The organism is Streptomyces sp. NPDC002276 (genome assembly GCF_053891435.1).
Genome location: NZ_JBSFCQ010000026.1, coordinates 13,888 through 34,166, shown reverse-complemented (window position 1 = coordinate 34,166; position 20,279 = coordinate 13,888). Strand labels below are relative to the sequence as shown.

Genomic DNA, 20,279 nt, shown 5'->3' with positions numbered 1-20,279 from the left:
GGGCTGTGCTCGGGTGGGTGGACAGTTTTCGCTTCGGCGTTCCTGACGGCTACTCACCCACGTGACAATTTCCGGGGTTGTTAGAACTGACGTCACGTCACATCGTGGGCGGATAAGCGGGTGAAGCGGGTGAACCAGAAGATTTGGTGTGCTGACGTCCTCGTAGCACCAAAACGGCCCCGGCTACGGCCAGGACGAATCCGGCCACAGCGGCACCGATCGGCAACGACTGTCCCACCAGGCGCAGTTGACCGCTCTCCTTCTTCGCCAGTCTCACCTGTTCCTGCTGCGTGGCCGTGGTGAACGCGAGCTTGTCGGCGTCCAGGAGGAGCACCGAGTCGTAGGCGTGGTCGGGGGCGCGCAGGGTGCGCCGGGGGCCGGTCTGGGCGTAGATCACGCGGCCGGTGCGCTGGTCGACGACCAGCTCGATGCCGTGGTTGGAGTACCACTCCTCGGCGAGTATCTGCGGGGAGTTGGGCTGGTCGACCAGACTCCCCGGGACCAGTCGGGTGCCGATCTTCGTGGGCGGGACCGTGCCCTTGAAGACGTAACCCGAGTAGCCCTGCACCTTCTTGGTCCCCGCGTAACGCAAAGTGACCGTCCCGCCAAGGGAGTTGTCCCACCACTGGTACGGCTGTTTCCGCACGTCGAACGGGAACTTCAGGTACGCGTCGCCCTCGAAGTACGGGTTCTCGTGGCAGCAGTGCACCGGCTTGTTGGTCCTACGGTCCGTGACCCACCGGTTGGGGAAGAACTCCAGCGCGTCGTGCGGATCGGCGGCCGGCAGGGACTTGTCGGTGTCGACGGTCGTGGTCACGTCCCACACCGCGTCCCCGCTCTTCTCGCTGTCCGCGACATCACCGCGCACCTGCTGGGTGACGGTGATCCGCTGGTCGTCGACGGTCCGCAACTCGCCGGTGTCGAAGTAGCTTCCGGTGCCCCGGTACACGGCGGTCGTGTCGATGTCGATCGGCGTGACGGCGGCCCGCGGTTCGACGTACCACGCCAGCAGCGGCGCCAGGACCAGCAGAAACGTGCCAAGTCCCAGGAGAATTAAAGAGAATGGAGAGGCTGTACGGCGCATCCGGACACTCCAGTGGAATTCGGTTACGGAGTTCTCGCCGGCCCTTGGGCCGGGAACCGTAGGCGCCCCTTGACGGAGTGTCAATGTCTGCCGACACTGGGCCGACGGGCAGGGGCGGACGACCTCGGGACAGCACCTGGGGACAACACCTCGGGACAGAACCTCAGGACAGAGAGGCCGACCCTGCGATGTCCAGACTGCTCGCCGCCGTACTCACCATGGCGCTTGCCGCCGCCCTCGCCGTCGGCGCCGCGCTCGGCATCGTCGCGCTGCTCGACGCCAGGCCCGACCAGCCGAACACCCCGCTGATCACCTACGAGCAAGCGGATCAGGGGAGTTGACCCCGTGCCCGCGCGCCCGGCGGCCGTGACCGCGCGTTCGGCGTGGCTCGACGTGCCACGTCTCCAGGTGCGCGAGTTCGCCGCGATCGCCATGGCCGAGGCGCCCGCGCTCGCCGAGGAGATCCTGCGCGAGATCCGCCGCGAGCACCCCCAACTGCCCCTGGTTCTCGACGACTCGGGCGAACCCATGGCCCTGATCGGTATCCGCCGCGCCATCGAGGTCTTCGTCCAGCACCTGGAGACCGCGGAGGGCCGCCCGACCGTACCGCCGGGCGTCTTCCAGGAGTTCGGGCGCGGCGAGGGCCTGCACGGCCGCAGCCTCGACTCGCTCCAGGCGATCTACCGCATGGGCGTACGGCTCGCCTGGCGGTGCTTCGCCGACATCGGGCAGCGCGTGGAGATCCCGCCGCCCGCGATGTACGAACTCGTCGACGCGGGCTACGAGTACCTGGACGGGCTGGTCGACCAGTCCGTGCGCGGCTACGCGGAGGCCGCCGCGCGACAGGCGGGGGAGCGGCTGCGCCTCCAGCGGCGGCTGATGGAACTCCTCCTCGCCGAGCACCACCGCGGCGACCCGGCCGAGGCCCTTTCCGAACGCGCCGCCCGCATCGGCTGGCCGCTGCCCGACAAGGTCTCCGTCGGCGTCCTGCTGCGCCCGGCCCGCGAGGCGGTCGCGCCCGCCGTGGGCCAGGAGGTCCTGCTCGACATGGAGTACGAGCAGCCCCGCATGGTCGTCCCGGAACCGGACGCGGCCGGCCGCCCCGAGCTGCTGCACCGCGCGCTGACCGGCTGGGCGGGCGCGATCGGGCCCCCGGTGCCGCTGGCCGACGCGGTGAAGTCGGCGCGCTGGGCCGAGGCCGCCGTAGGGCTGATGGAGCGGGGGCTGTTACCGGCCGGGGGAGTTCTGTACTGCACCGAGCACACCGAGGCGCTGGTGCTGTTGCAGCCCGAGGAGCTGATCGACGATCTCGCGCTGCGGTGTCTGGCGCCGCTCGCGCACTGCGGGCCGACGCACGGGCGGCGGCTCGCGGAGACCCTGCTGGCCTGGCTGGAGACGCGTGGCGGGGCGCCGGAGGTGGCCGCGCGGCTCGGTGTGCACCCGCAGACCGTGCGCTACCGGCTGCGCCAGATCCGCGAACTCTGGGGCGGCGAGATCGACGATCCCGACCGGCGCTTCGAGCTGGAACTCGTCCTGCGGGCCCAGCGGTTGCGCGGCGCGCTGGGGGATCCGCGGGCCCGGCGGTAATCGGGCGATCACCCGACCATTGCCCGTGCAACCCTCTATGGCTAGCCTGTGTTCGTTATCCCGATCGTCAGTTGAAATTTCGAACACGCCAGTCGATGCGCCAGTCGATACACCAGTTGATACGCCAGTCGACACCACTCTAAGAAGGGGGCCGGTGTGGGACGCCTCGTACCTGCCGTGACCCGGGCTCTCGACATCCTTGAGCTCTTCCTCGACGGGGACGGGACGCTCTCCGCCCCCGACATCGTGCGCAAGCTGCAACTGCCGCGCACCACCGTGCACGAACTCGTCACCACTCTCGCCGCCCGGTCCTACATCGTGCCCGTGCCCGGACAACCCGGACGCTACCGGCTGGGAGTCCGTCCGTACCAGCTCGGGAGCCGATACGCCGAGCAGCTCGACCTCGCCGCCGAGGGCCAGCAGGTCGCCCGGTCCGTTGCCGAGACCTGCGACGAGACCGTGCACGTGGCCATCCTCGAAGGCACCGACGTCATCTACATCGCCAAGGTCGACTCCACGCACGCGGTCCGCATGGTGTCCGCGGCCGGCCGCCGGCTGCCCGCCCACTGCACCTCCGTGGGCAAGATGCTGCTGGCCTCCCTCCCCGAGCCGGAGCTGACCGCCCGCATCCCCGCGGGCACGACACTGGTCGCGATGACGCCCAACAGCATCGTCGAGCCCGACGCCCTGCGCGCGGCCCTCGCCGAGATCCGGCAGCGCGGGGTCGCGGTCGAGAGCCGAGAGTCGAATCCGGACGTGTCCTGCGTGGCCGCGCCGGTCCGCGACCGCACCGGGCAGGTCGTCGCCGCGCTCTCCATCTCCGTGCCCATGATCCGCTGGAGCGACGAGCGGCGGGACGAGCTGGAGCAGCTCGCCGTGAAGGGCGCGGCGGAACTGTCGGAGCGACTCGGACACCGGAGCGTGGCATGACGTACGAAGTGGCGGTACGGGCCGAGGCGACCCTCGGCGAGGGGCCGACGTGGGACGCGGCGGCCGGGCGGCTGATCTGGATCGACATCCTCGGCTCCAGGGTCCACACGTACGACCCCGCGACCGGCGCCCGCACGGTCCGCGTGACCGAACAGCACGTCGGCGCGGCGAAACCGCGGGTCGGCGGGGGGCTGGTCCTCAATCTCCGGGACGGGGTCGGGCTCGTCGATCCCGACGGGGAGTTCCGGTGGCTGCACCGGGATCCGGTCGCCGGGCGGCGCGCCAACGACGCGGCCGTGGCGCCGGACGGGGCGCTGTGGGTGGGGACGATGCGGTACGACGAGGCGGCCTGCGGCGGCACGTTGTCCCGGATCACCGGGGACGGGTCGGTGCGGCTGGTCCTCGACGACGTGGCCGTCAGCAACGGGACGGGGTGGAGTCCGGACGGGCGGCTCATGTACTACATCGACTCGCCCACGCGGCGGATCGATGTGTTCGAGTACGCGGACGGGCGGGTTTCGAAACGGCGGCGCTTCGCCGAGATCGAGGCGGGGGCCGGGTTTCCGGACGGGCTGACCGTCGACGCGGACGGGTGTGTGTGGTTCGCGTTGTGGGACGGGGGCGCGGTGCGGAGGTACACGCCGGACGGGGAGTTGGAGCGGGTGATTCCGATGCCGGTGCCGTTGGTGACCGCGTGTGCGTTCGGCGGGGCGGATCTGACGGACCTCTACGTCACCACAGCGCGCGTGGGGCTCAACTCGCCGCATCCTGTGGCTGGTTCGCTGTTGGTCGTACCGGGGGCGGGGAAGGGGTTGGAGCAACCTGCTTTTGCCGGGTGACAGTTGACGTTTGCCGGTTGGCGGTTGGCGGTTGCCGGTTGCCGGTTGCCGGTTGAGGAGACTAGAAGCCGTTCAGCGCGGGGTGGCCTTCACTGTGCCCGGCGTCGTGGCGGGAGTCGGACAGTGCGCGTGCCAGCTCCACCAGGCCGCCCGTGTCGGAGACCTCCGTGGCGTAGAGGCGGTAGGTGCTCGGTGTGCCGAAGGGTTCCTCGCGGGCCGCGGCGCGGCGGGCGGCGGCGGAGATCATGGCGGCCTCGGCCACCACGCGGGCCTCGTGCGGGGAGCGGCCCGCGTGCAGGGCGGCGTCCCGGGTGCGCTCGCGGACCCGGTCGTCGAAGTACGGGGCGAGCGCCAACAGGCCGTCGTGTATGGACACTTCACGCCAGTGCAGCCGCATCCGGGGAAGCTGCCAGAGCGCGCTCGGCGGCTTCGGGGCCAGGGACGCGAACCGCACCTCCGACCACAGCGGGCCCAGCCCGCGCAGTGCGCCCAGATCGTGCCAGTGCGCGCGGGCCGTGGGCAGCAGCCTCGGCAGGGCGAAGCCCGCGGAGCAGGTGAGGGCGGCCAGCGAGGCCATCGGCGGGGCGATCCCGGTCGAGAGGAAGTCCAGGTCGTGGCCGGTCCAACGGGCCACCACCGCCGTGTACTTGACGAGTTGGAAGCCGACCACGTCCAACAGCGTGCCGACGAGGATCAGTTGCAGACCGGTCCTGAGCAGACCGGTGACCTTCCGGGCCCAGGTGACGCACACGATGCACACCGCGAGGGTGGCCGCGCTGTGCCCGAGCAGATAGAGCACGATCATCTCGCGCATGTAGGGCGTGTTGGCGTAGTACGTGTCGAGGTCGGTGAGCCGCTCGACGCTCGGGTCCGCCAGCACGAACAGCACGACGATGGCGACGACCAGCGCGCCGTAGGCGGTCATGCTGCGCAGCACCAGGCAGCGGATGCGGGCGGGCGAGCCGCCCCGCCAGCAGATCAGCAGGACGAGCAGGGAGCAGCTGTACGCGGAGAGCATCCCGTACGTGAGGGGGGCGCCGAAGTTCGGCACGCCCGTCAGGCTGTTGACCGTGCGCAGGGTCAGCGGCGCCGAGCAGACCAGGACCAGGGAGCCGAGGACGATCGCCGCGCAGGTGGAGAGGGTCAGCGGCTCGCGCGGAATGTGGAGCGGGCGGCGCAGCAGGGCGGTGCAGGACAGCCACAGGACGACGGCGGCGAGGTAGGGGACGAAACTCATGCCCGGGTGCTCCCTTCCGTCGTGCCGGTGCGCGTGCGGGCGGCGGCGACGAGCGGGGACCGTGTCAGTTCGTCGGCGATCCGCACCAGGAGAGCGGTGCTGGGGGCCGGGTCCGGGAACCGGCCCGGTGCGTCGGCGGGCGCGAGCCACGGGCCCCGGCCGCGCTCCTCGACGACGGCCGCGGCGATGACCGCCGCCCACGCGGTCGCCTCGGCCCGCTCCGGATCGCCCGACGTGCCCGCGGCGGCCTCCGACGTCCGCTCGTACAGGGCCCGGTCGAAGAACGCGTCCAGGTGTCCGAGCGCGTTGTGGATGCTCGTCTGGCGCCACACCAGCCGGGTGGCGGGGGAGGACCAGCGCGGTTTGGGCAGCCGTAGCGCCTGGCGGGTGAGGAGTTCGTCCAGCTCGTGTTCCAGCGGTTCGAGCCGGGTGTACGCCCGCCGGGCCTGCCACCACTGGGTCAGCCGGGGGCCGCCCAGCGGGATCAGTACGCCGACGACGATCAGTACCGCGCCCAGTCCGGCGGCGACCGGTGAGACGGTCGTGCCGAGCTTCGTCCAGTCCCGCCCGGACCAACGCGCGATCACCGCCGCGAACTTGGTCAGGCTGTACCCGGCGCCGCACAGCGAGCCGATGCCCAGCGTGACCAGCCCCGCCCGCAGCCAGCCGTGCACCTGCCGTGCCCAGCGCAGCGCCGACACCGAGGTGACACTGACGGCGGCGAGGTGTGCGACCAGGTACAGCACGATCATCTCGGCGATGAACGGGGTCGTCGCGTAGTAGGTGTCGAGGTCGGTGCGGCGCTCCACGGGGGTGTCGCCCAGTGCGAAGGTCACGGCGATGCCGACGACGACGAGGGCGTAGGCCACGATCCAGCGGCGGGCGGTGCGGTGCACATGCGGGCCGCCCCGCCAGTAGACGATCAGCACCTGCGAGGTGGCGCTGTACGCGGTGACCGACGCGTAGGTGAGCGGTGCGGCGAGGTTCGGGACGCCGCTGAGGTCGTTGATCGCGCCGACGCTGGGCGGCGCCCCGAGGAAGAAGCAGGCCCCGGCCAGGCCCAGGAGCACACAGATGACGCGGAGATAGGGGTCGCGCCAGTGACGTATCAGGTCCGGGGCCTTCACCAGCAGGCCCAGCCACAGCAGGCCGCAGCTGACGTAGTCGATGACGTCGCTCATTTTCTGGTTCCGCGGTAGTTGAGGGCGGCGCCGATGCGTCCGGCGACGCCCTGTTGCGTATCGTCGTCGGGCTCGGCGGGGCCGTACGGGGAGTCGGCGCCGGTCGCGGACTCCAGCCAGGGGCGCAGCCGTCCGCTCATCAACATGCCGAACCGGTCCGCCTCTTGTTCGTCGGCGACGCTGAAGTCGGTGCGGGCGGCGACGGGCCGGGGGCCGCGTTCGGCGGTCAGTTGGGGGCCGCGCTCGGTGGTGCGCCGGTGCATGTGCCACACCTCGTGGCAGAAGATCACGATCTGGTGCCAGGCGGCGGCCCGTTTGTCGATGACGATGACGTCGTAGGTGTCGCCCTCCAGCCACAGCCCGCTGGCGGTGTGCGGCGGGAACACCTCGCGGCGCACGACGACTTCACGTCCCCGCCAGCGGATGACGGAGTCGACCAGCGCGTCGAACAGGGCCTCGGGATCGGCGGGGACCGGGACGCGCATGGGGTCGATGAGGGCGCCGGCGAGCCGCCTCATCTCCTTCTTGGTGCGCACCGCTGCAATATGCCAGGACATACGTCGACTCAGCCACCTCACCGTCGCCGCGGCAGCGGGAAACCGGCCGCTTCCACCGAGGAGGGGGCGGAGGTGATCCAACGTCTGGCGCATCGGGTCGTGTTCGAGTGATCGGACAGCCCGCCGGGGAAGGTCGTCACCACGTCGTACGCTCCCTCGTTTCGCCGTCCGCCGCACAGCCGGTCCGAGGTTACGCGTCCACAACTGCCGTCGTCATGTCGTCCGGTGGCCGTTGTGGGACCGGGAACGACCGCTGTGTCCGGAAATCGACGCCGTGAATGAACGTTGCACTGTGCTCAACCCATTGACGTGGACGCGCTTCGATTTTACGGTCTTGTTCGAGGGTACGAGCGTCGTACGGTATGTCGAACCTCCGGGGACTGCTACCGGCAGGGGCGGGGACGGGGGACCCCCAACCCGAACCGCGGGCACCCCTTGGCCGTGGCCGGACCGGGTCGCGCGTCCGGCCGTGCCGCCGCTCCCCGGGGCGCGGACCCGCTCGCCAAGTACGGCGTGAAAGAAGCGGACGCGAGACCGGCGACCCTTCAGGACAAAGGTCAGTATGTCTTGGCATACGGTAAGCACCCGTTCGAAAGGACCCCATGAGCACGCGCACCGCCCGCTTCACCCTCGACCCCGCCTTCACGGTCGGCGAAGTCAACCCCCGCCTCTTCGGCTCCTTCGTGGAACACCTCGGCCGCTGCGTCTACACCGGCATCTTCGAACCGGACCACCCCACCGCCGACGAGGACGGCATCCGCCAGGACGTCCTCGACCTCGTCCGCGAACTCGGCGTCACCGCCATCCGCTACCCCGGCGGCAACTTCGTCTCCGGCTACCGCTGGGAGGACTCGGTCGGCCCCGCCGAATCCCGCCCCCGCCGCCTCGACCTGGCCTGGCGCTCCACGGAGACGAACCGTTTCGGTCTCTCCGAGTACATCGCGTTCCTGAAGAAGGTCGGCCCCCAGGCGGAGCCGATGATGGCGATCAACCTCGGCACCCGGGGCGTCGCCGAGGCCCTCCAACTCCAGGAGTACGCCAACCACCCCGCCGGCACCGCCCTCTCCGAGCAGCGCGCCGCCGACGGCGACAAGGAGCCCTTCGGCATCAAGGTCTGGTGCCTCGGCAACGAGATGGACGGCCCCTGGCAGACCGGCCACAAGACCGCCGAGGAGTACGGCAGGATCGCCGCCGAGACGGCCCGCGCGATGCGCCAGATCGACGCCGACGTGGAACTCGTCGCCTGCGGCTCCTCCTCCCAGGCGATGCCGACCTTCGCCGCCTGGGAGTCGACGGTCCTCCAGGAGACGTACGACCTGGTCGACTACATCTCGCTGCACGCCTACTACCAGCCGCTCGACGGCGACCTCGACTCCTTCATCGCCTCCGCCGTCGACATGGAGTCCTTCATCGAGAACGTGGTCGCCACCGCCGACCACGTGGGCGCCCGCCTCAAGTCGAAGAAGAAGATCAACCTGTCCTTCGACGAGTGGAACGTCTGGTACACGGCGGACTGGGAGGAGCACACGAAGAACGCGGACCCGGCCGACTGGCCGGAGGCCCCGCGCCTGCTGGAGGACAACTACAGCGTCATGGACGCCGTCGTCTTCGGCTCGCTCATGATCGCCCTGCTGCGGCACGCGGACCGCGTCACCGTCGCGTGCCTCGCCCAGCTCGTCAACGTCATCGCGCCCATCATGACCGAGCCCGGCGGCCCGGCCTGGCGGCAGACGACGTTCTTCCCGTTCGCGCAGGCCTCGAAGTACGGCCGGGGCCAGGTCCTGGACGTCCGCGTCGACTCCCCGACCCATGAGACGAAGCAGTACGGCGAGGCCGACCTGCTGCACGCCACGGCGGTGCGCGGCGAGGACGGTTCGGTCACGGTGTTCGCGGTCAACCGCAGCCGCACCGAGTCGCTCCCGCTCCAAGTCGGCCTGAACGGGCTCGACTTGACCTCGGTCGTCGAGCACAGCGCCCTCGCGGACGCCGACCCGGACGCCCGCAACACCCTGGACGACCCCGAGCGCGTGGCCCCGCACCAGGTCGAGGGCACCGCCCTCCAGGACGGCACCCTGACCGCCGTACTGGAGCCGCTGTCGTGGAACGTGATCAGGCTCGCGTAGCTTTCGGAGGAGCTAGCGGCCGGGGGAGGCCACCGGTGTCACCGGTACTCCTCCGGCCGCGCTGCCCATGAGCGTCAGCCCTACGTCCTTCGGGCCCGCCTGTGTGGTGCCGTCCGACAGGACGGCCAGGGCGAGTGTGTTGGTGCCACGTGTGCGGAGGATCCCGTTCGGCAGGGCGAAGGTGTGCTGTGGGCCTACGTCGTTGATGTACTGGCCCATGTTCCAGCCGTTCAGGAAGATCTGGACGCGGTAGGCGCGGGCCGGGTCGTCGTCGAGGACGAGGCCGATCGAGGCGTCGATGCCGGTGTCCACGGCGAGCTTGAAGGTGGTCCGGTACCAGGCCACGCCCTGCCGTTTGTCGGCGCGGGGGAGAGTGACGGGGTCCCAGCCGGAGTCCGGGAAGTCGGGCAGGTGCCAGCCCTCGCGTTCGCCGTACAGGCCGCCGTTGTTCTGCGGGCCGCGCACCGGGTCGGGTGCCGTCTCGCCCTGGAGGCGCCAACTCACCTTCGGGGAGGCGCCCTTGAAGGTCACGGCGGTCAGGCCGCGGGCGACCTTGTGGGTGTCGAGAGCCTTGCCGTCCTGGTCGTGCTGCATCCGCCGGACCAGGACGGACAGGACGTGCGGACCGGTCGTGCGCAGCTTCTCGGGGACGGAGAGAGTCGGCTTGGCGGTCCAACTGCCCTGCCGGACACTGGTGGTGGTCGGTACGGGCATGCGATGGGTGCCGAGCGGTTCGCCGTCGAGCCAGGCCATCAGCAGGCCTTGTGTGCCGGTGCTGTAGGCGAGGGTCACCGATTCCAGGGCGTCGGTGGCGGCCGTGGTGAACCGGCCCCGGTACCAGACGTCGCCGTAGTGGAAGCCGTAGTCGTCGGAGAAGAGCACCGGCTGTCCGGACGGGACGGCCGTCGTGCTGAAGGTCGAAGTCCTGTTCGCCTGCGTCCACTTGGAGTCGTCGAAGGCGACCGCGGCCTCCTGGTTCTCCACCTTCCGCCGCCAGCCGTCGAGCGCCGGGAGCGGTACCGCGGGCACCCCGGGCAGCAGCGCGTCCGGGTTCGAGCGCAGGCTGCCCGCGGTGGTGGCGGTGGCGGGCACCGCCTTGCCGTTCCAGGTGACCTCGGTGATCCCGCGCGGCCCCCACACCTCCAGGCCGGTCTCCGCGATGGTGTCACCGGTGAGATGGGCGGTCGTGCCGCTGATGGTGGCCCCGCGCAGCAGCGCCGGGCCGTAGACCAGCGCGGTGCCCGAACCGGTCTCGTACGGCCACAGGCGTACGGAGCCGGCCTCGTCGGCGAAGACCAGCAGGAGGGAGTTGTCGACGCCGCCGCCCTGGACGAGGACCCGGGTCAGGCCGCCGATGCCGAGCGGGACGGTGACATGCAGGAGGCCGCGGTCCCACACCCACGCGGCCTGCGCGTCGAGCCGGGTCACCACCGGCTCCTCCGGGCACTCCACCACGGCGTGCGCCATCTCGCCGCGCGTCCCGGCGAACACGGCGATGTCCTGCCGGCCGGTGGTGAGCACCATCATCGGAGTGGCGGTCGAGTACCTCAACTTCCGTCCGCCGAGGGCGAGTCGGGTGACGAGGAGGCGGGCGTCCTGGGCGGGGACGGTGACCTCGATGTCGTCGTCGGAGGTCGACAGCGTCGAAGTCACCGCCGCCGCGGTGTCGTTGCGCAGGACGTAGACGTGGGAGCCGGTGTCGGCGTTGGTGAGGTGGTACGCCTTCAGCCCGTCCACCGTGACGTCGGCCGCCCGGTCCAGCTTGGCGAAGTCGGGCACCGTCCGCAGCAGATGGCCCAGTTGGTGCATCGGGACGAGCTTCGCGGTCGGGTTGCGGCCCTCGTCGAAGGCGGCGCCGTAGTCGTACGACGTGTAGACGACCGGCGCCGGAAGCCAGCCCCACGAGGTGCCGCCGAAGGTCATGTAGACGTTGTGGAGGGTGAGTCCGTTGGCGAGGTTGGTGAGGTAGAAGCGCCGCTCGTACGCCGCGTCACGCGTCCGGCGCGACTCCGCGTACCCCTTCCCCTCGAACCAGGACCCGCCCCACGGGTCGAACCAGCCGCCGCCGAACTCCGGTACGAAACCAGGGGTCTTGGGGCTGGCGGTCGCCCCGCCCTTCGCCCCGCCGATCCCGAAGTGGCCCCAGTCCGGCGGCGGTTGGGTCGGCGTCGGGTAGCCGTCGAAGCCGTACAGCCAACCACCCGTGTCGCCGTCGGTGTCGAACGACCCCGGGGTCCAATAGCCGTTGCGGCCCTTGTCGTTGTGGAACAGGGGGACGTCGATGCCGTCGGCGCGCACCTTCTTGTACAGGTGGGACATGTAGGCGACGCCGTCCGGGTGGGTCACCTGGCCGTCGTACTCGTTCTCGATCTGGTAGAGCAGGACCGTGCCCGTGCCCTGGGTGAACAGGTGCTTGGAGACGATGGAGTCGACCTGGGTCAGCCACTCGTCGACGTGCGAGAGATACGTCGGGTCGGCCGTCCTGGCGGTGCCCTTGGTGGCGGTCAGCCAGCCGGGGAAGCCGCCCGCGTCGATCTCCGCGTTGATGTACGGGCCCGGGCGCAGGATGACGTAGAGGCCGGTCTCGGCGGCCGTGCGCAGGAACAGGTCGAGGTCGCGGACGCCCGTGAAGTCGTAGTGGCCCTGGGCGGGGGAGTGGTAGTTCCACGAGACGTAGATGCTGACCGCGTTGTAGCCGAAGGCGCGCATTTTTTGCAGGACGTCCCGCCACAGGGACGGGCTCGGCAGCCGGAACGGGTGCATCTCGCCCGACCACAGGACCAGGCGCCTGCCGTCGACGAGCAGGGAGTAGCGGTCGTAGCCGATCGTGTGCGGCAGCCCGTCCGCGCCGGGCGGGGCGGGGGGCGGGCCGGTCGGTACGACGTGCGCGGCGTAGGCGTCCGGGGAACCGGCGCTGCCACCTCCCAGCGCGAGTCCGAGCGCGGCCGTACCCGCGAGGGTGCTGAAGGTACGCCTGCTCAGCTCCACTGGAAGCTCCTTTCGGGTCCGGACCGTCGGCGGCACGTGCGAAGCCATTTTCCGTGGTGATCCCGGGAGGCCGTCGTGCGGGGTCATTCTGTACGCCAGAACGGCCCACAATGGACGCATGAGGATCTCGGCACGGGCGGATTACGCGGTACGGGCGGTATTGGAGCTCGCCGTACGGGGTGACGACGGCCCGCTGAAGGCCGAGACCATCGCCACCACGCAGGGCATCCCGCACAAGTTCCTGGAGGGAATTCTCGGTGATCTCCGGCGCGCCGGGATCGTCGACAGCCGGCGTGGCGGGGGCGGCGGCTACCGGCTGGCGCGCGACGCGACCGCGATCACCGTCGCGGACGTCATACGCGCGGTGGACGGCCCGATCGTGTCGGTGCGCGGCGAGCGTCCCACGGGCCTGGCCTACACGGGCTCCGCCGAACCTCTGCTGCCGCTGTGGATCGCGCTGCGGGCCAACGTCCGCAAGATCCTGGAGGGCGTCACGCTCGCGGACATCGCGGCGGACGCGCTGCCGGAGCCGGTACGGGCGCTGGCGGCGGAACCGGCGGCGTGGGAGAACCCGTAGCGGCCGCTGTACGGGATGTGGGCTGCCGCTCTGGCGTACTCGGTCCGTGCCCATCGCGGGGACGAAGCGAGGAAGACACGGACCGAGTCCGAGTCCGCCGAAGGGCGGCAGCCCGTCAGGGTGCGATCGGCGGTCGCCGATCAGTGCTGTGCGATCAACTGCCTCCCGGTCAAGTAGTGCTGACGCCCACGGTCAGGGTGGCCGTGTAGCCGTCGGAGACGCTCGTGCCGAGCGCGGTCAGGGTGAGCAGGCCGGACGCGGCCCCTCCGTCGTCGTAGATCGTGTCGTCGGCGAGGACCGTCTCGGCGGTGGTGTTGTCCGAGTACGGCGAGGTGGCCTGCACCTTCGTGTTGAGGTCCGCGTCGAAGAACAGCTGCCCGGTGTGGACGAGCGTGCCGCCCGTGTAGGTGCCGTCCGCGATCGTCACGCCCGTGTGCACCCGCATATGGACGTGGACGGCGCGCGAGACGTAGTGCCCCGGCCAGATGGAGATCAGGCTCACCTGCCCGTCGGTGCCGGTCAGCTGCCCGCCGCGCAGGAAGGTGCCGTCGTCGTCCTCGGTGTGGCCGTTCTTGCCGACGTAGCCGGAGTACTCGCCGAGCGCGTCGCAGTGCCAGAGCTCGACGAAGGCGTCGGCCAGCGGCGCGCAGTCGTTGTCCTGGTCGACGACGGTGAAGGTGTACTGGACCTCGACGCCCTCCTTCTCCTCTCTGAGGTCCGTGCGGACGAGAGCGCCGGCGAGCGAGTACGGCCCCTCGGTGACCTCGGCGGTGAGGGTGCAGACGCCGCTGGAGGCGGAGGCCGACGCGTCCGTGGAGATGGTGGTGGTCGCCTGGTCGGTGGCCGTCGTGGTGCCCGTGACCGTGTCGGCCGAGGCGAGGCCGGCCGCCACGAGGCCACCCGCCAGGGCCGCTGTGCCGCCGCCGATCAGGACGCGGCGGCGCCGCGGGCCTCTGTCCCGGCGGTGCTGGGCGGGTGGTTCGTTGTGCTGCTCGGGGTGCTCTCGTTTTCCCGTCATGGACAGCGAAGTTAGGGCCGAACCTGAAGGATTCCTTAATGTGCGGCTGTGAAGGGCCTGGGGACGGATGTGTCAACTCCCCATTATTTCAACAGAGTTCATACACTGTGGGGAAGGTGTGAAAGGCGCGTCTGTGAATGGCCTGAGTTCACCCTGACCGTTTCGTGTGCGGCTTCCTACGATGCGAGCGCGCCGTCGGTCTTCACAGGAACTTCATTGGTTCTTCAAAGACTTGGGGCGCAGCCACCCCCCAACCCCAAGGAGAAACCATGCCTGGTGGGCTCCTCCTGAGTGGTGCGGTCGCCGCACTGCTCGCCACCGCGCTGCCGTCCGCGCAGCACTCGTCGTCGCCGGTCTTCGACGACCCGCCGCCGGACAAGATCGTCATCAATGTCGCGACCGTGAACGGTTCGGGCTGCCCGCAGGGCACGACGGCGGTCGCCGTCTCCGAGGACAACACCGCCTTCACGGTGACCTACAGCGCGTATCTCGCCCAGGTCGGCGGCAACTCCGACCCCACGGCGTTCCGCAAGAACTGCCAGCTCAACCTGGTCGTCCATGTCCCGCAGGGCTTCACGTACGCCATCGCGAGCGTGGACTACCGCGGCTTCGCCTCGCTCCAGCGCGGTGCGAGCGGTGCGCAGAAGGCCTCGTACTACTTCCAGGGCTCGTCGAGCACCGTGGCCAAGAACCACCCGTTCAACGGCCCCTACGACGACAACTGGCAGGCGACCGACAGCACCGACTGGGCCCAACTGGTCTGGGCGCCCTGTGGAGTTCAGCGCAACTTCAACATCAACACCGAGCTGCGGGTCGCGGCCGGCACCTCGTCGTCCAGCGCGGTCAGCTTCATGACCATGGACTCGACGGACGGCGACATCAGCACGATCTACCACATGGCGTGGAAGGAGTGCCCGGCCTCCTGAGGTGAGGTGAGGTGAGGTGGGGGTGGCCCGTGTCGCACCGCGGGCCACCCCCCTTGGGCCCTTGGGCTCAGCTCTGCTGGACGCCGAGAGTCAGCGTGCCGGTGTAGCCCGACGAGGTCGAACTGCCCAGCGCGGTAAGGGTCATGAGGCCCGACGCGGCGCCTCCCTCGTCGTAGATCGAGTCCTGGGCGAGGGTGGTGCGGGTGACCGTGTTGGTCGAGTACGGGGAGATCTTGGCGACGGCGGTGGTGATCGTCTCGTCGATGAACAGCTGGCCCGTGTGGAGTTCCTGGCCGCCGGTGAACGAGCCGTTCGAGGTGAGAGTGACGCCGGTGTGCACCTTGACGTGGATGTGCACGCAGCGGCCCCGGTACCAACCCGGGTAGATCGTGGTGATGTTGGCGAGTCCTGCGGTGTTCGTCAGGACGCCGCCGCGCAGGAAGGTGCCGTCGTCCGGTTCGCTGTGGCCGTTGTTGCCGACGTAGCCGGAGTACTCGCCGAGCGCGTCGCAGTGCCAGATCTCGACGAGCGCGTTGGGGATCACGGCGCAGGTGCTGTCGTTCACGACGGTGAGGGCCAGCTTGAGCGGGATGCCGGCCTTGCCCTCGGTGACGTCGGCGCGGACGAGGGCGCCGTCGAGGTAGTAGGGGCCTTCGGTCATCTCCTTGGTGAGGGTGCAGACGGCCGCGGCCGAGGCTTCCGCGGCGGGGGTGGTGGGGGCTTCGGGCGCGGCGGCTCCTACGGCCAGTACGGCGGCCGTGGTGCCGGTGGCGATGAGTACGGTGCGGCGCCCGATCGGGTTGGTTGCTCCAGAAGTGTCTGTCATGGACACGGCACTTTAGGTAAGGATTCTGTTCGTCGGCTGTGTGATCGGTAAAGTGACGGGTCGTCAAGTTCCTTGCAGGACAGGGAGCTGGGGTCGGGGGGTCCGGGGAGTGGGTGTAAAAAAGTGTGTCACTTTGGGGGGAAAGTGACACACTTTTTTGGGGGTGAGGGGTGAGGGGTGAGGGGTGAGGGGTGAGGGGTGAGGGAGAGGGGTCAGGGGGTGAGGCGGCGTTCGGCCGAGACGGAGTAGGCGTGGCGGCGGAAGGTCACCATCTCGTCGTCGGAGAGTTCCACGCCGGGGGCGAGCCGGGTGGGGTCGAAGACCTGCTGCTGCCAGTGCTCCTCGCGGGCCGAGCGGGCCGTCACGTGCAACTGCCCGGCCGGGATCAGCGGGCGGTGTTCGGGCCAGGCCTGTGAGGGGTCGTGGGTCGGGTCGGTCGGGTCCGCGAGCTGGAAGACCAGGGTGAAGGAGAGGGGGCCGGTCGCGAGCCGGGAGTCGAGGTCGCCGATGAGGAAGTCCGGGGCCAGCGTCTCGCCGTACGCCGAATCCAGTTCCACCTCGCCGAGTTGGGGCACGAGACGGTAGCGGAACGGCCTGCGCTCACCCGCCTCGTCCACCAACACGAAGGCGTGCAGCCCGTCGTAGCGAGCGGTGGCGAAACTGGCGGGCGCCTGCTGACCCGCGAAGGACCTCAACGCCCCCCGGCTCTCCGGGTGTTGGGCCAGCACGGTGGCGAACTTGCCGGCCGCCGCCAGCTTCCCCTTCGCCCGGTCGGCGAGCCCACCCTCCGTACCGGCCTTGCCCAGCGCCTCGACGAGGTCGATGAACCCCTCGGGATTGTGACTGGGAAAGACCCGGAAGGTGGCCGCCACCAGGTCCATGACGCCCTTGTGCGCGTCGTCGAGGAACTTCACGGCCATCCCGCGTACGCCGCGCGCCCGGTCGTCGGCGTCGTAGCGGCCCGACCCGTTGGAGAACCGTACGACCGCCTCGGACTCGGCGGTGAGACAGGCGGCGGCCGTCCACCGGGAGACCTGCCCGCTGGGCACGAAGCGGGCGTCGTAGACGGCGCCGCGCGCGTGCAGCCGGCGGTCGTGCGGGCGGGGTGGCGCCGCGGCCTCGATGCGGTCGACGGCCTGTGCCGCGGTCATGCCGTCCTTGGTGACCGAGGAATCCTGCGATGACTGAGCCATGCCCGCATCATCGCACCAGCGACTCCCGCAACTCTGTTCCCCGCCGCCACCACGGCGCCAGTTGGAGCACGCCGAACGACGCCTCCACGACCAGGAACAGCCACAGGAACCGAGGAGCACCCTGCGCGAGGGCGTACCCCTGCCAGGCGGTGAACAGCACCCGGGCCACCCCGTCGAACAGCCCGTGCGCGGCCAGCGGCCTGACGAGCCGCAGTACAGCCCAGACGACCACGACCGACCCCATCAGATTCGCGTACAGGGTCTGTATCGGGTCGAGTTCGGGCAGCACGCCCAGCCCCCAGTCCCGGCCGAGCGACGACAGCGTGTCGTGCACCAGCGTGTACGTCCACGGGGTCGCGAAGCCGGCGGTCACGACGAGGTCGTACCAGGCACTGGCCCGCACGACCCGGAGATAGGAAGCGATCTTCATGCCGCCGACGCTAAACAGTGGAGTGCGGTCCAAGGTCAAGCCGTCAATTCATCAAGCCATCAAGCCATCAAGTCATCATGGGGGCATGCGAATTGGGGAGTTGGCGACACGGGTGGGCCTGAGCAGGGACGCCCTCCGGTTCTACGAACAGGTGGGCATCCTCACCAGCGAGCGCCGCGCGAACGGCTACCGTGACTACCCGCCCGAGGCGGTCCCCTGGCTCGAATACGTCCGCACCGCCCAGGCCCTCGGCTTCTCCCTGGCCGAAATCGCCCAGCACGGCGAGGAGTTGGCGGAAGCGCCGGACCAGTCGGCGGCGCTGTCCGCCCTGTTCGCCGAAAAGATCAGCATCATCGACGCCCGCATGGCCGAACTGGCCGCCCTCCGCGCCGAGTTGACGGCCCGCGTCGGCACGGACTGCCCCCTGCGCAAGCAGCAGGCGCCCCTGGCGAGGACGGGCAGACGGTCAGGCTTCCCGGGGTGATGGCGCACTCACTGGAGTGACGGGTGTGAGGTTGTGCGCACGGTCCACGGTCCCCGTTCCCTGCCCACGAGGCCCACCGTCATCCCCGCGAAGAGCCCGACCAGCCCCGAGAACACACCGAGCAGCATTCCGGCCCAGTGCGGGACGACACCGAACAGGAACGGTACGGCGAGGAGGGCGCCCACCGCCGCGATGGACAAGTGTGCCGCGTGCACCTTCGGGAAGTACCGGGAGGGCCGGGGCAACGGCGCGACGGCGAACGCGGTGTCGGTCGGGCGCACGGGTGCGGCACCGGCGCGCAGGTACTTCCCGTAGTCGTCGCTCGGCGTCACACCCCAGACCACGTGGCCGGAGTCGGAGACGAACGCGGCGGAGACCAGGCGCTCCTTGTTGGTGCCCGCGATGTCCCGCCAGCGAGTGGGCCAGCACAACCAGCCGCTGTGACCGACGAGTTGGGCGGCGGCGTGGGCGAGATGCCTGTCGCCGACGCCTTGGCGGAAGTTCTTGCCGGACATGGCCTGGAGCCGGATGGTGGGTTGTCTGTCGGTTTCCTTCTCGGGCGTCAGCTCGACGGAGTAGCTACTGGAAGGGCCACGGAACCGGACGCGGATCGCGTGGACGCTGCCCGCGGCGGCGTCGTCCCTGAGCATGCGCTGCCCGGGACCGAGCGGGTTCCTGAGCAGGACGAAGCTGTACCCGGAGAGCACGGCACCGAAGAGCCAGGACGCCACGGCGTACAGGCCGAACAGGAGTGGGCCGGCGCCATTGCCCTTCACCCATGAGGTGCTCACGCCCACACACGGCGCCCAGACGACGAGGAAGGCCGCGAGAAAGAATCCCCACTCCCGGCGCACGGCCCCCAGTTTGCCGGGGATCCTCTCCTGCGGAGCGGCGGCCACCGGCAGTGGCTCCACGAGCGGCGCCGCCCGAGAGGCCAGCACCCACCCCGGACCGAACAACGCGGCCAGCCCCAACGGCACGAGAACGTCCAGACGCGGAGCATCCCCAGGTGGCAACGCGGTCGCCGCCCAGGCTATGGACACCGACAGCAGGGCTGCCGCGCCCAGGGTTCTGGCGAGTGGCGTGGAAACGTGCTGCACGTGATCTCCCCTCCCCGTGACGACGGGCTCAGCGAAGCGACGGGTGTGCGGTGTAGCGGACGGTCCACGGTTCCTCGACCATGCCGACGCCGCCCATCTTGATCCCCGCGAAGAGCCCGACGCATCCCGCGAGCACGCTGAGCAGCATGCCGGCCCAGTGCGGGACGACACCGAGCAGGACCGGTACGCAGAGCAGGGCGCCGCCCGCCGCGATGGACAGGGACACGGCGTACGCCTTCGGGAAGTACCGGGACGGGACGGGCAGCGGTGCGACGGCGAACGCGGTGTCGGTCCGGCACACCGGGGCGGCACCGGCGCGCAGATACTTCCCGTAGTCGTCGCTATGTGTCTGGCCCCAGACCACATGGCCGGAGTCGGAGACGAACACGGCGGGGACCAGGCGCGCCTTGTCGGTGCCCGCGATGTCCTGCCAGCGAGTGGGCCAGCACAACCAGCCGCCGTGACCCATGAGTTGGGCCGCGGCGTGCGCGAGGTGCTTCTCGCCGACGCCCATCCGGAAGTTGTCCCCGGGCACGGCATGGAGCTGGACGGCACGCTGCCGGTCGGCTTCGTTCTCGGGCGTCAACTCGACGTAGTAGTTGCGGGCGGTTCCGATCTGGCCGACGCCCTTCCCGGTCGGGTACCGGTGCGACACTTTCACCGGTTTGTGGAACCGGACGCGGATCGCGTGGACGCCGCCCGCGGCGGCGTCCTCCCTGAGCATGCGCTGCCCGGGACCGAGCGGGTTCCTGAGCAGGGCGGAGGCGAACACGGTGGACGCCGCGCCGAAGAACCAGGCGACCACCGAATACAGGCTGAACAGGAACGGGTCGACGCCCTTCCCCGCAGCGGCGCTCGCGCTCGCGCACGGTGCCCAGACGACGAGGAAGGAGATGAGGAAGAATCCCCAGCCCCGGCGCACGGCTCCCAGCGTGCCGGGGATCCTCTCCTGCGGAGCGGCGGCCACCGGCAGCGGCTCCACGAGCGGCGCCGCCCGACTGGCCAGCACCCACCCCAGACTGAACATCGAGGCCAGCCCCAACGGCACGAGAACGTCCAGACGCGGAGTGTCCCTGGGCGGCAACGCGGTCGCCGCCCAGGCTATGGACGCCGACAGCAGAGCTGCCGCGCCCAGAGTTCTGGCGAGTGGCGTGGAAACGTGCTGCATGTGATCTCCCCCCGGATCATGGTCCGGGGAT

19 protein-coding genes are annotated in these 20,279 nt (G+C 70.1%); 8 read left to right on the top strand and 11 right to left on the bottom strand.

Annotated elements, in window-relative coordinates:
* Positions 1 to 97: 97 nt before the first annotated feature.
* Positions 98 to 1,084, bottom strand: a complete 987-nt coding sequence (locus tag ACWIHT_RS41865) for a DUF3068 domain-containing protein (RefSeq protein WP_456173858.1) — start codon at positions 1,082 to 1,084, stop codon at positions 98 to 100.
* A 188-nt stretch (positions 1,085 to 1,272) separates the two neighbouring features.
* Between ACWIHT_RS41865 and ACWIHT_RS41860 the strand changes: the two genes are divergently transcribed.
* The 4 genes from ACWIHT_RS41860 to ACWIHT_RS41845 all read left to right on the top strand — a co-directional run bounded on the left by ACWIHT_RS41860 (position 1,273) and on the right by ACWIHT_RS41845 (position 4,440).
* Entirely contained in the window at positions 1,273 to 1,425 is a 153-nt protein-coding gene (locus ACWIHT_RS41860) for a hypothetical protein (RefSeq protein WP_262057679.1), read from the top strand.
* Between the two features lie 4 nt (positions 1,426 to 1,429).
* Entirely contained in the window at positions 1,430 to 2,671 is a 1,242-nt protein-coding gene (locus ACWIHT_RS41855; protein ID WP_456173856.1) for a PucR family transcriptional regulator, read from the top strand.
* Between the two features lie 156 nt (positions 2,672 to 2,827).
* On the top strand, positions 2,828 to 3,601 hold the full coding sequence (locus ACWIHT_RS41850; protein WP_456173854.1) for an IclR family transcriptional regulator: 774 nt from the start codon (positions 2,828 to 2,830) through the stop codon (positions 3,599 to 3,601).
* Positions 3,598 to 4,440: an SMP-30/gluconolactonase/LRE family protein gene (locus ACWIHT_RS41845; RefSeq protein ID WP_456173852.1), complete on the top strand. Its 843-nt coding sequence runs from the start codon at positions 3,598 to 3,600 to the stop codon at positions 4,438 to 4,440. The genes ACWIHT_RS41850 and ACWIHT_RS41845 overlap by 4 nt, the downstream gene beginning before the upstream one ends.
* A gap of 61 nt (positions 4,441 to 4,501) precedes the next feature.
* Here the strand turns inward: ACWIHT_RS41845 and ACWIHT_RS41840 are convergent, their stop codons facing one another.
* Genes ACWIHT_RS41840 through ACWIHT_RS41830 form a run of 3 tightly spaced genes read right to left on the bottom strand, consistent with a single transcriptional unit; the run spans position 4,502 to position 7,394 of the window.
* Complete coding sequence (locus ACWIHT_RS41840; RefSeq protein WP_456173850.1) at positions 4,502 to 5,677, bottom strand: MAB_1171c family putative transporter; 1,176 nt, start codon at positions 5,675 to 5,677, stop codon at positions 4,502 to 4,504.
* A complete protein-coding gene (locus ACWIHT_RS41835) occupies positions 5,674 to 6,858 on the bottom strand; it encodes an MAB_1171c family putative transporter (RefSeq protein ID WP_456173848.1) in 1,185 nt (394 codons plus the stop codon). Before ACWIHT_RS41835 ends, ACWIHT_RS41840 begins: the two co-directional genes overlap by 4 nt.
* A complete protein-coding gene (locus ACWIHT_RS41830) occupies positions 6,855 to 7,394 on the bottom strand; it encodes a toxin (RefSeq protein WP_456173846.1) in 540 nt (179 codons plus the stop codon). The genes ACWIHT_RS41835 and ACWIHT_RS41830 overlap by 4 nt, the downstream gene beginning before the upstream one ends.
* A 623-nt stretch (positions 7,395 to 8,017) precedes the next feature.
* Between ACWIHT_RS41830 and arfA the strand changes: the two genes are divergently transcribed.
* Positions 8,018 to 9,538 carry an arabinosylfuranosidase ArfA gene (arfA, locus tag ACWIHT_RS41825; protein WP_456173844.1) on the top strand — a complete coding sequence of 507 codons (1,521 nt, stop codon included), beginning with the start codon at positions 8,018 to 8,020 and terminating at the stop codon, positions 9,536 to 9,538.
* A 12-nt stretch (positions 9,539 to 9,550) separates the two neighbouring features.
* Here arfA and ACWIHT_RS41820 read toward each other — a convergent pair whose 3' ends face one another.
* Positions 9,551 to 12,526: a glycoside hydrolase family 35 protein gene (locus ACWIHT_RS41820; protein WP_456173843.1), complete on the bottom strand. Its 2,976-nt coding sequence runs from the start codon at positions 12,524 to 12,526 to the stop codon at positions 9,551 to 9,553.
* A gap of 118 nt (positions 12,527 to 12,644) precedes the next feature.
* On the opposite strand from ACWIHT_RS41820, the gene ACWIHT_RS41815 reads away from it, so the two are divergent.
* The gene (locus ACWIHT_RS41815) at positions 12,645 to 13,103 is read left to right on the top strand and encodes an RrF2 family transcriptional regulator (protein ID WP_019067053.1); all 459 of its coding nucleotides are present in this window, start codon (positions 12,645 to 12,647) and stop codon (positions 13,101 to 13,103) included.
* A 169-nt stretch (positions 13,104 to 13,272) separates the two neighbouring features.
* Here ACWIHT_RS41815 and ACWIHT_RS41810 read toward each other — a convergent pair whose 3' ends face one another.
* Positions 13,273 to 14,121 carry an intradiol ring-cleavage dioxygenase gene (locus tag ACWIHT_RS41810; protein ID WP_456173841.1) on the bottom strand — a complete coding sequence of 283 codons (849 nt, stop codon included), beginning with the start codon at positions 14,119 to 14,121 and terminating at the stop codon, positions 13,273 to 13,275.
* 269 nt (positions 14,122 to 14,390) lie between these two features.
* On the opposite strand from ACWIHT_RS41810, the gene ACWIHT_RS41805 reads away from it, so the two are divergent.
* Positions 14,391 to 15,047, top strand: coding sequence for a DUF4360 domain-containing protein (locus ACWIHT_RS41805; protein ID WP_262057694.1), 657 nt, complete (start codon positions 14,391 to 14,393; stop codon positions 15,045 to 15,047).
* 67 nt (positions 15,048 to 15,114) lie between these two features.
* Here ACWIHT_RS41805 and ACWIHT_RS41800 read toward each other — a convergent pair whose 3' ends face one another.
* From ACWIHT_RS41800 to ACWIHT_RS41790, 3 genes are all read right to left on the bottom strand, one after another.
* Positions 15,115 to 15,873 carry an intradiol ring-cleavage dioxygenase gene (locus ACWIHT_RS41800; protein ID WP_456173840.1) on the bottom strand — a complete coding sequence of 253 codons (759 nt, stop codon included), beginning with the start codon at positions 15,871 to 15,873 and terminating at the stop codon, positions 15,115 to 15,117.
* Between the two features lie 212 nt (positions 15,874 to 16,085).
* Positions 16,086 to 17,066: a catalase gene (locus ACWIHT_RS41795; protein ID WP_456173839.1), complete on the bottom strand. Its 981-nt coding sequence runs from the start codon at positions 17,064 to 17,066 to the stop codon at positions 16,086 to 16,088.
* Between the two features lie 7 nt (positions 17,067 to 17,073).
* The gene (locus tag ACWIHT_RS41790) at positions 17,074 to 17,496 is read right to left on the bottom strand and encodes a hypothetical protein (protein ID WP_456173838.1); all 423 of its coding nucleotides are present in this window, start codon (positions 17,494 to 17,496) and stop codon (positions 17,074 to 17,076) included.
* A gap of 85 nt (positions 17,497 to 17,581) precedes the next feature.
* Between ACWIHT_RS41790 and ACWIHT_RS41785 the strand changes: the two genes are divergently transcribed.
* Positions 17,582 to 17,980, top strand: coding sequence for a MerR family transcriptional regulator (locus tag ACWIHT_RS41785; RefSeq protein ID WP_456173837.1), 399 nt, complete (start codon positions 17,582 to 17,584; stop codon positions 17,978 to 17,980).
* Between the two features lie 8 nt (positions 17,981 to 17,988).
* Here the strand turns inward: ACWIHT_RS41785 and ACWIHT_RS41780 are convergent, their stop codons facing one another.
* Positions 17,989 to 19,080, bottom strand: a complete 1,092-nt coding sequence (locus ACWIHT_RS41780) for a hypothetical protein (RefSeq protein ID WP_456173836.1) — start codon at positions 19,078 to 19,080, stop codon at positions 17,989 to 17,991.
* 28 nt (positions 19,081 to 19,108) lie between these two features.
* The gene (locus ACWIHT_RS41775; RefSeq protein ID WP_456173835.1) at positions 19,109 to 20,248 is read right to left on the bottom strand and encodes a hypothetical protein; all 1,140 of its coding nucleotides are present in this window, start codon (positions 20,246 to 20,248) and stop codon (positions 19,109 to 19,111) included.
* Positions 20,249 to 20,279: the final 31 nt, after the last annotated feature.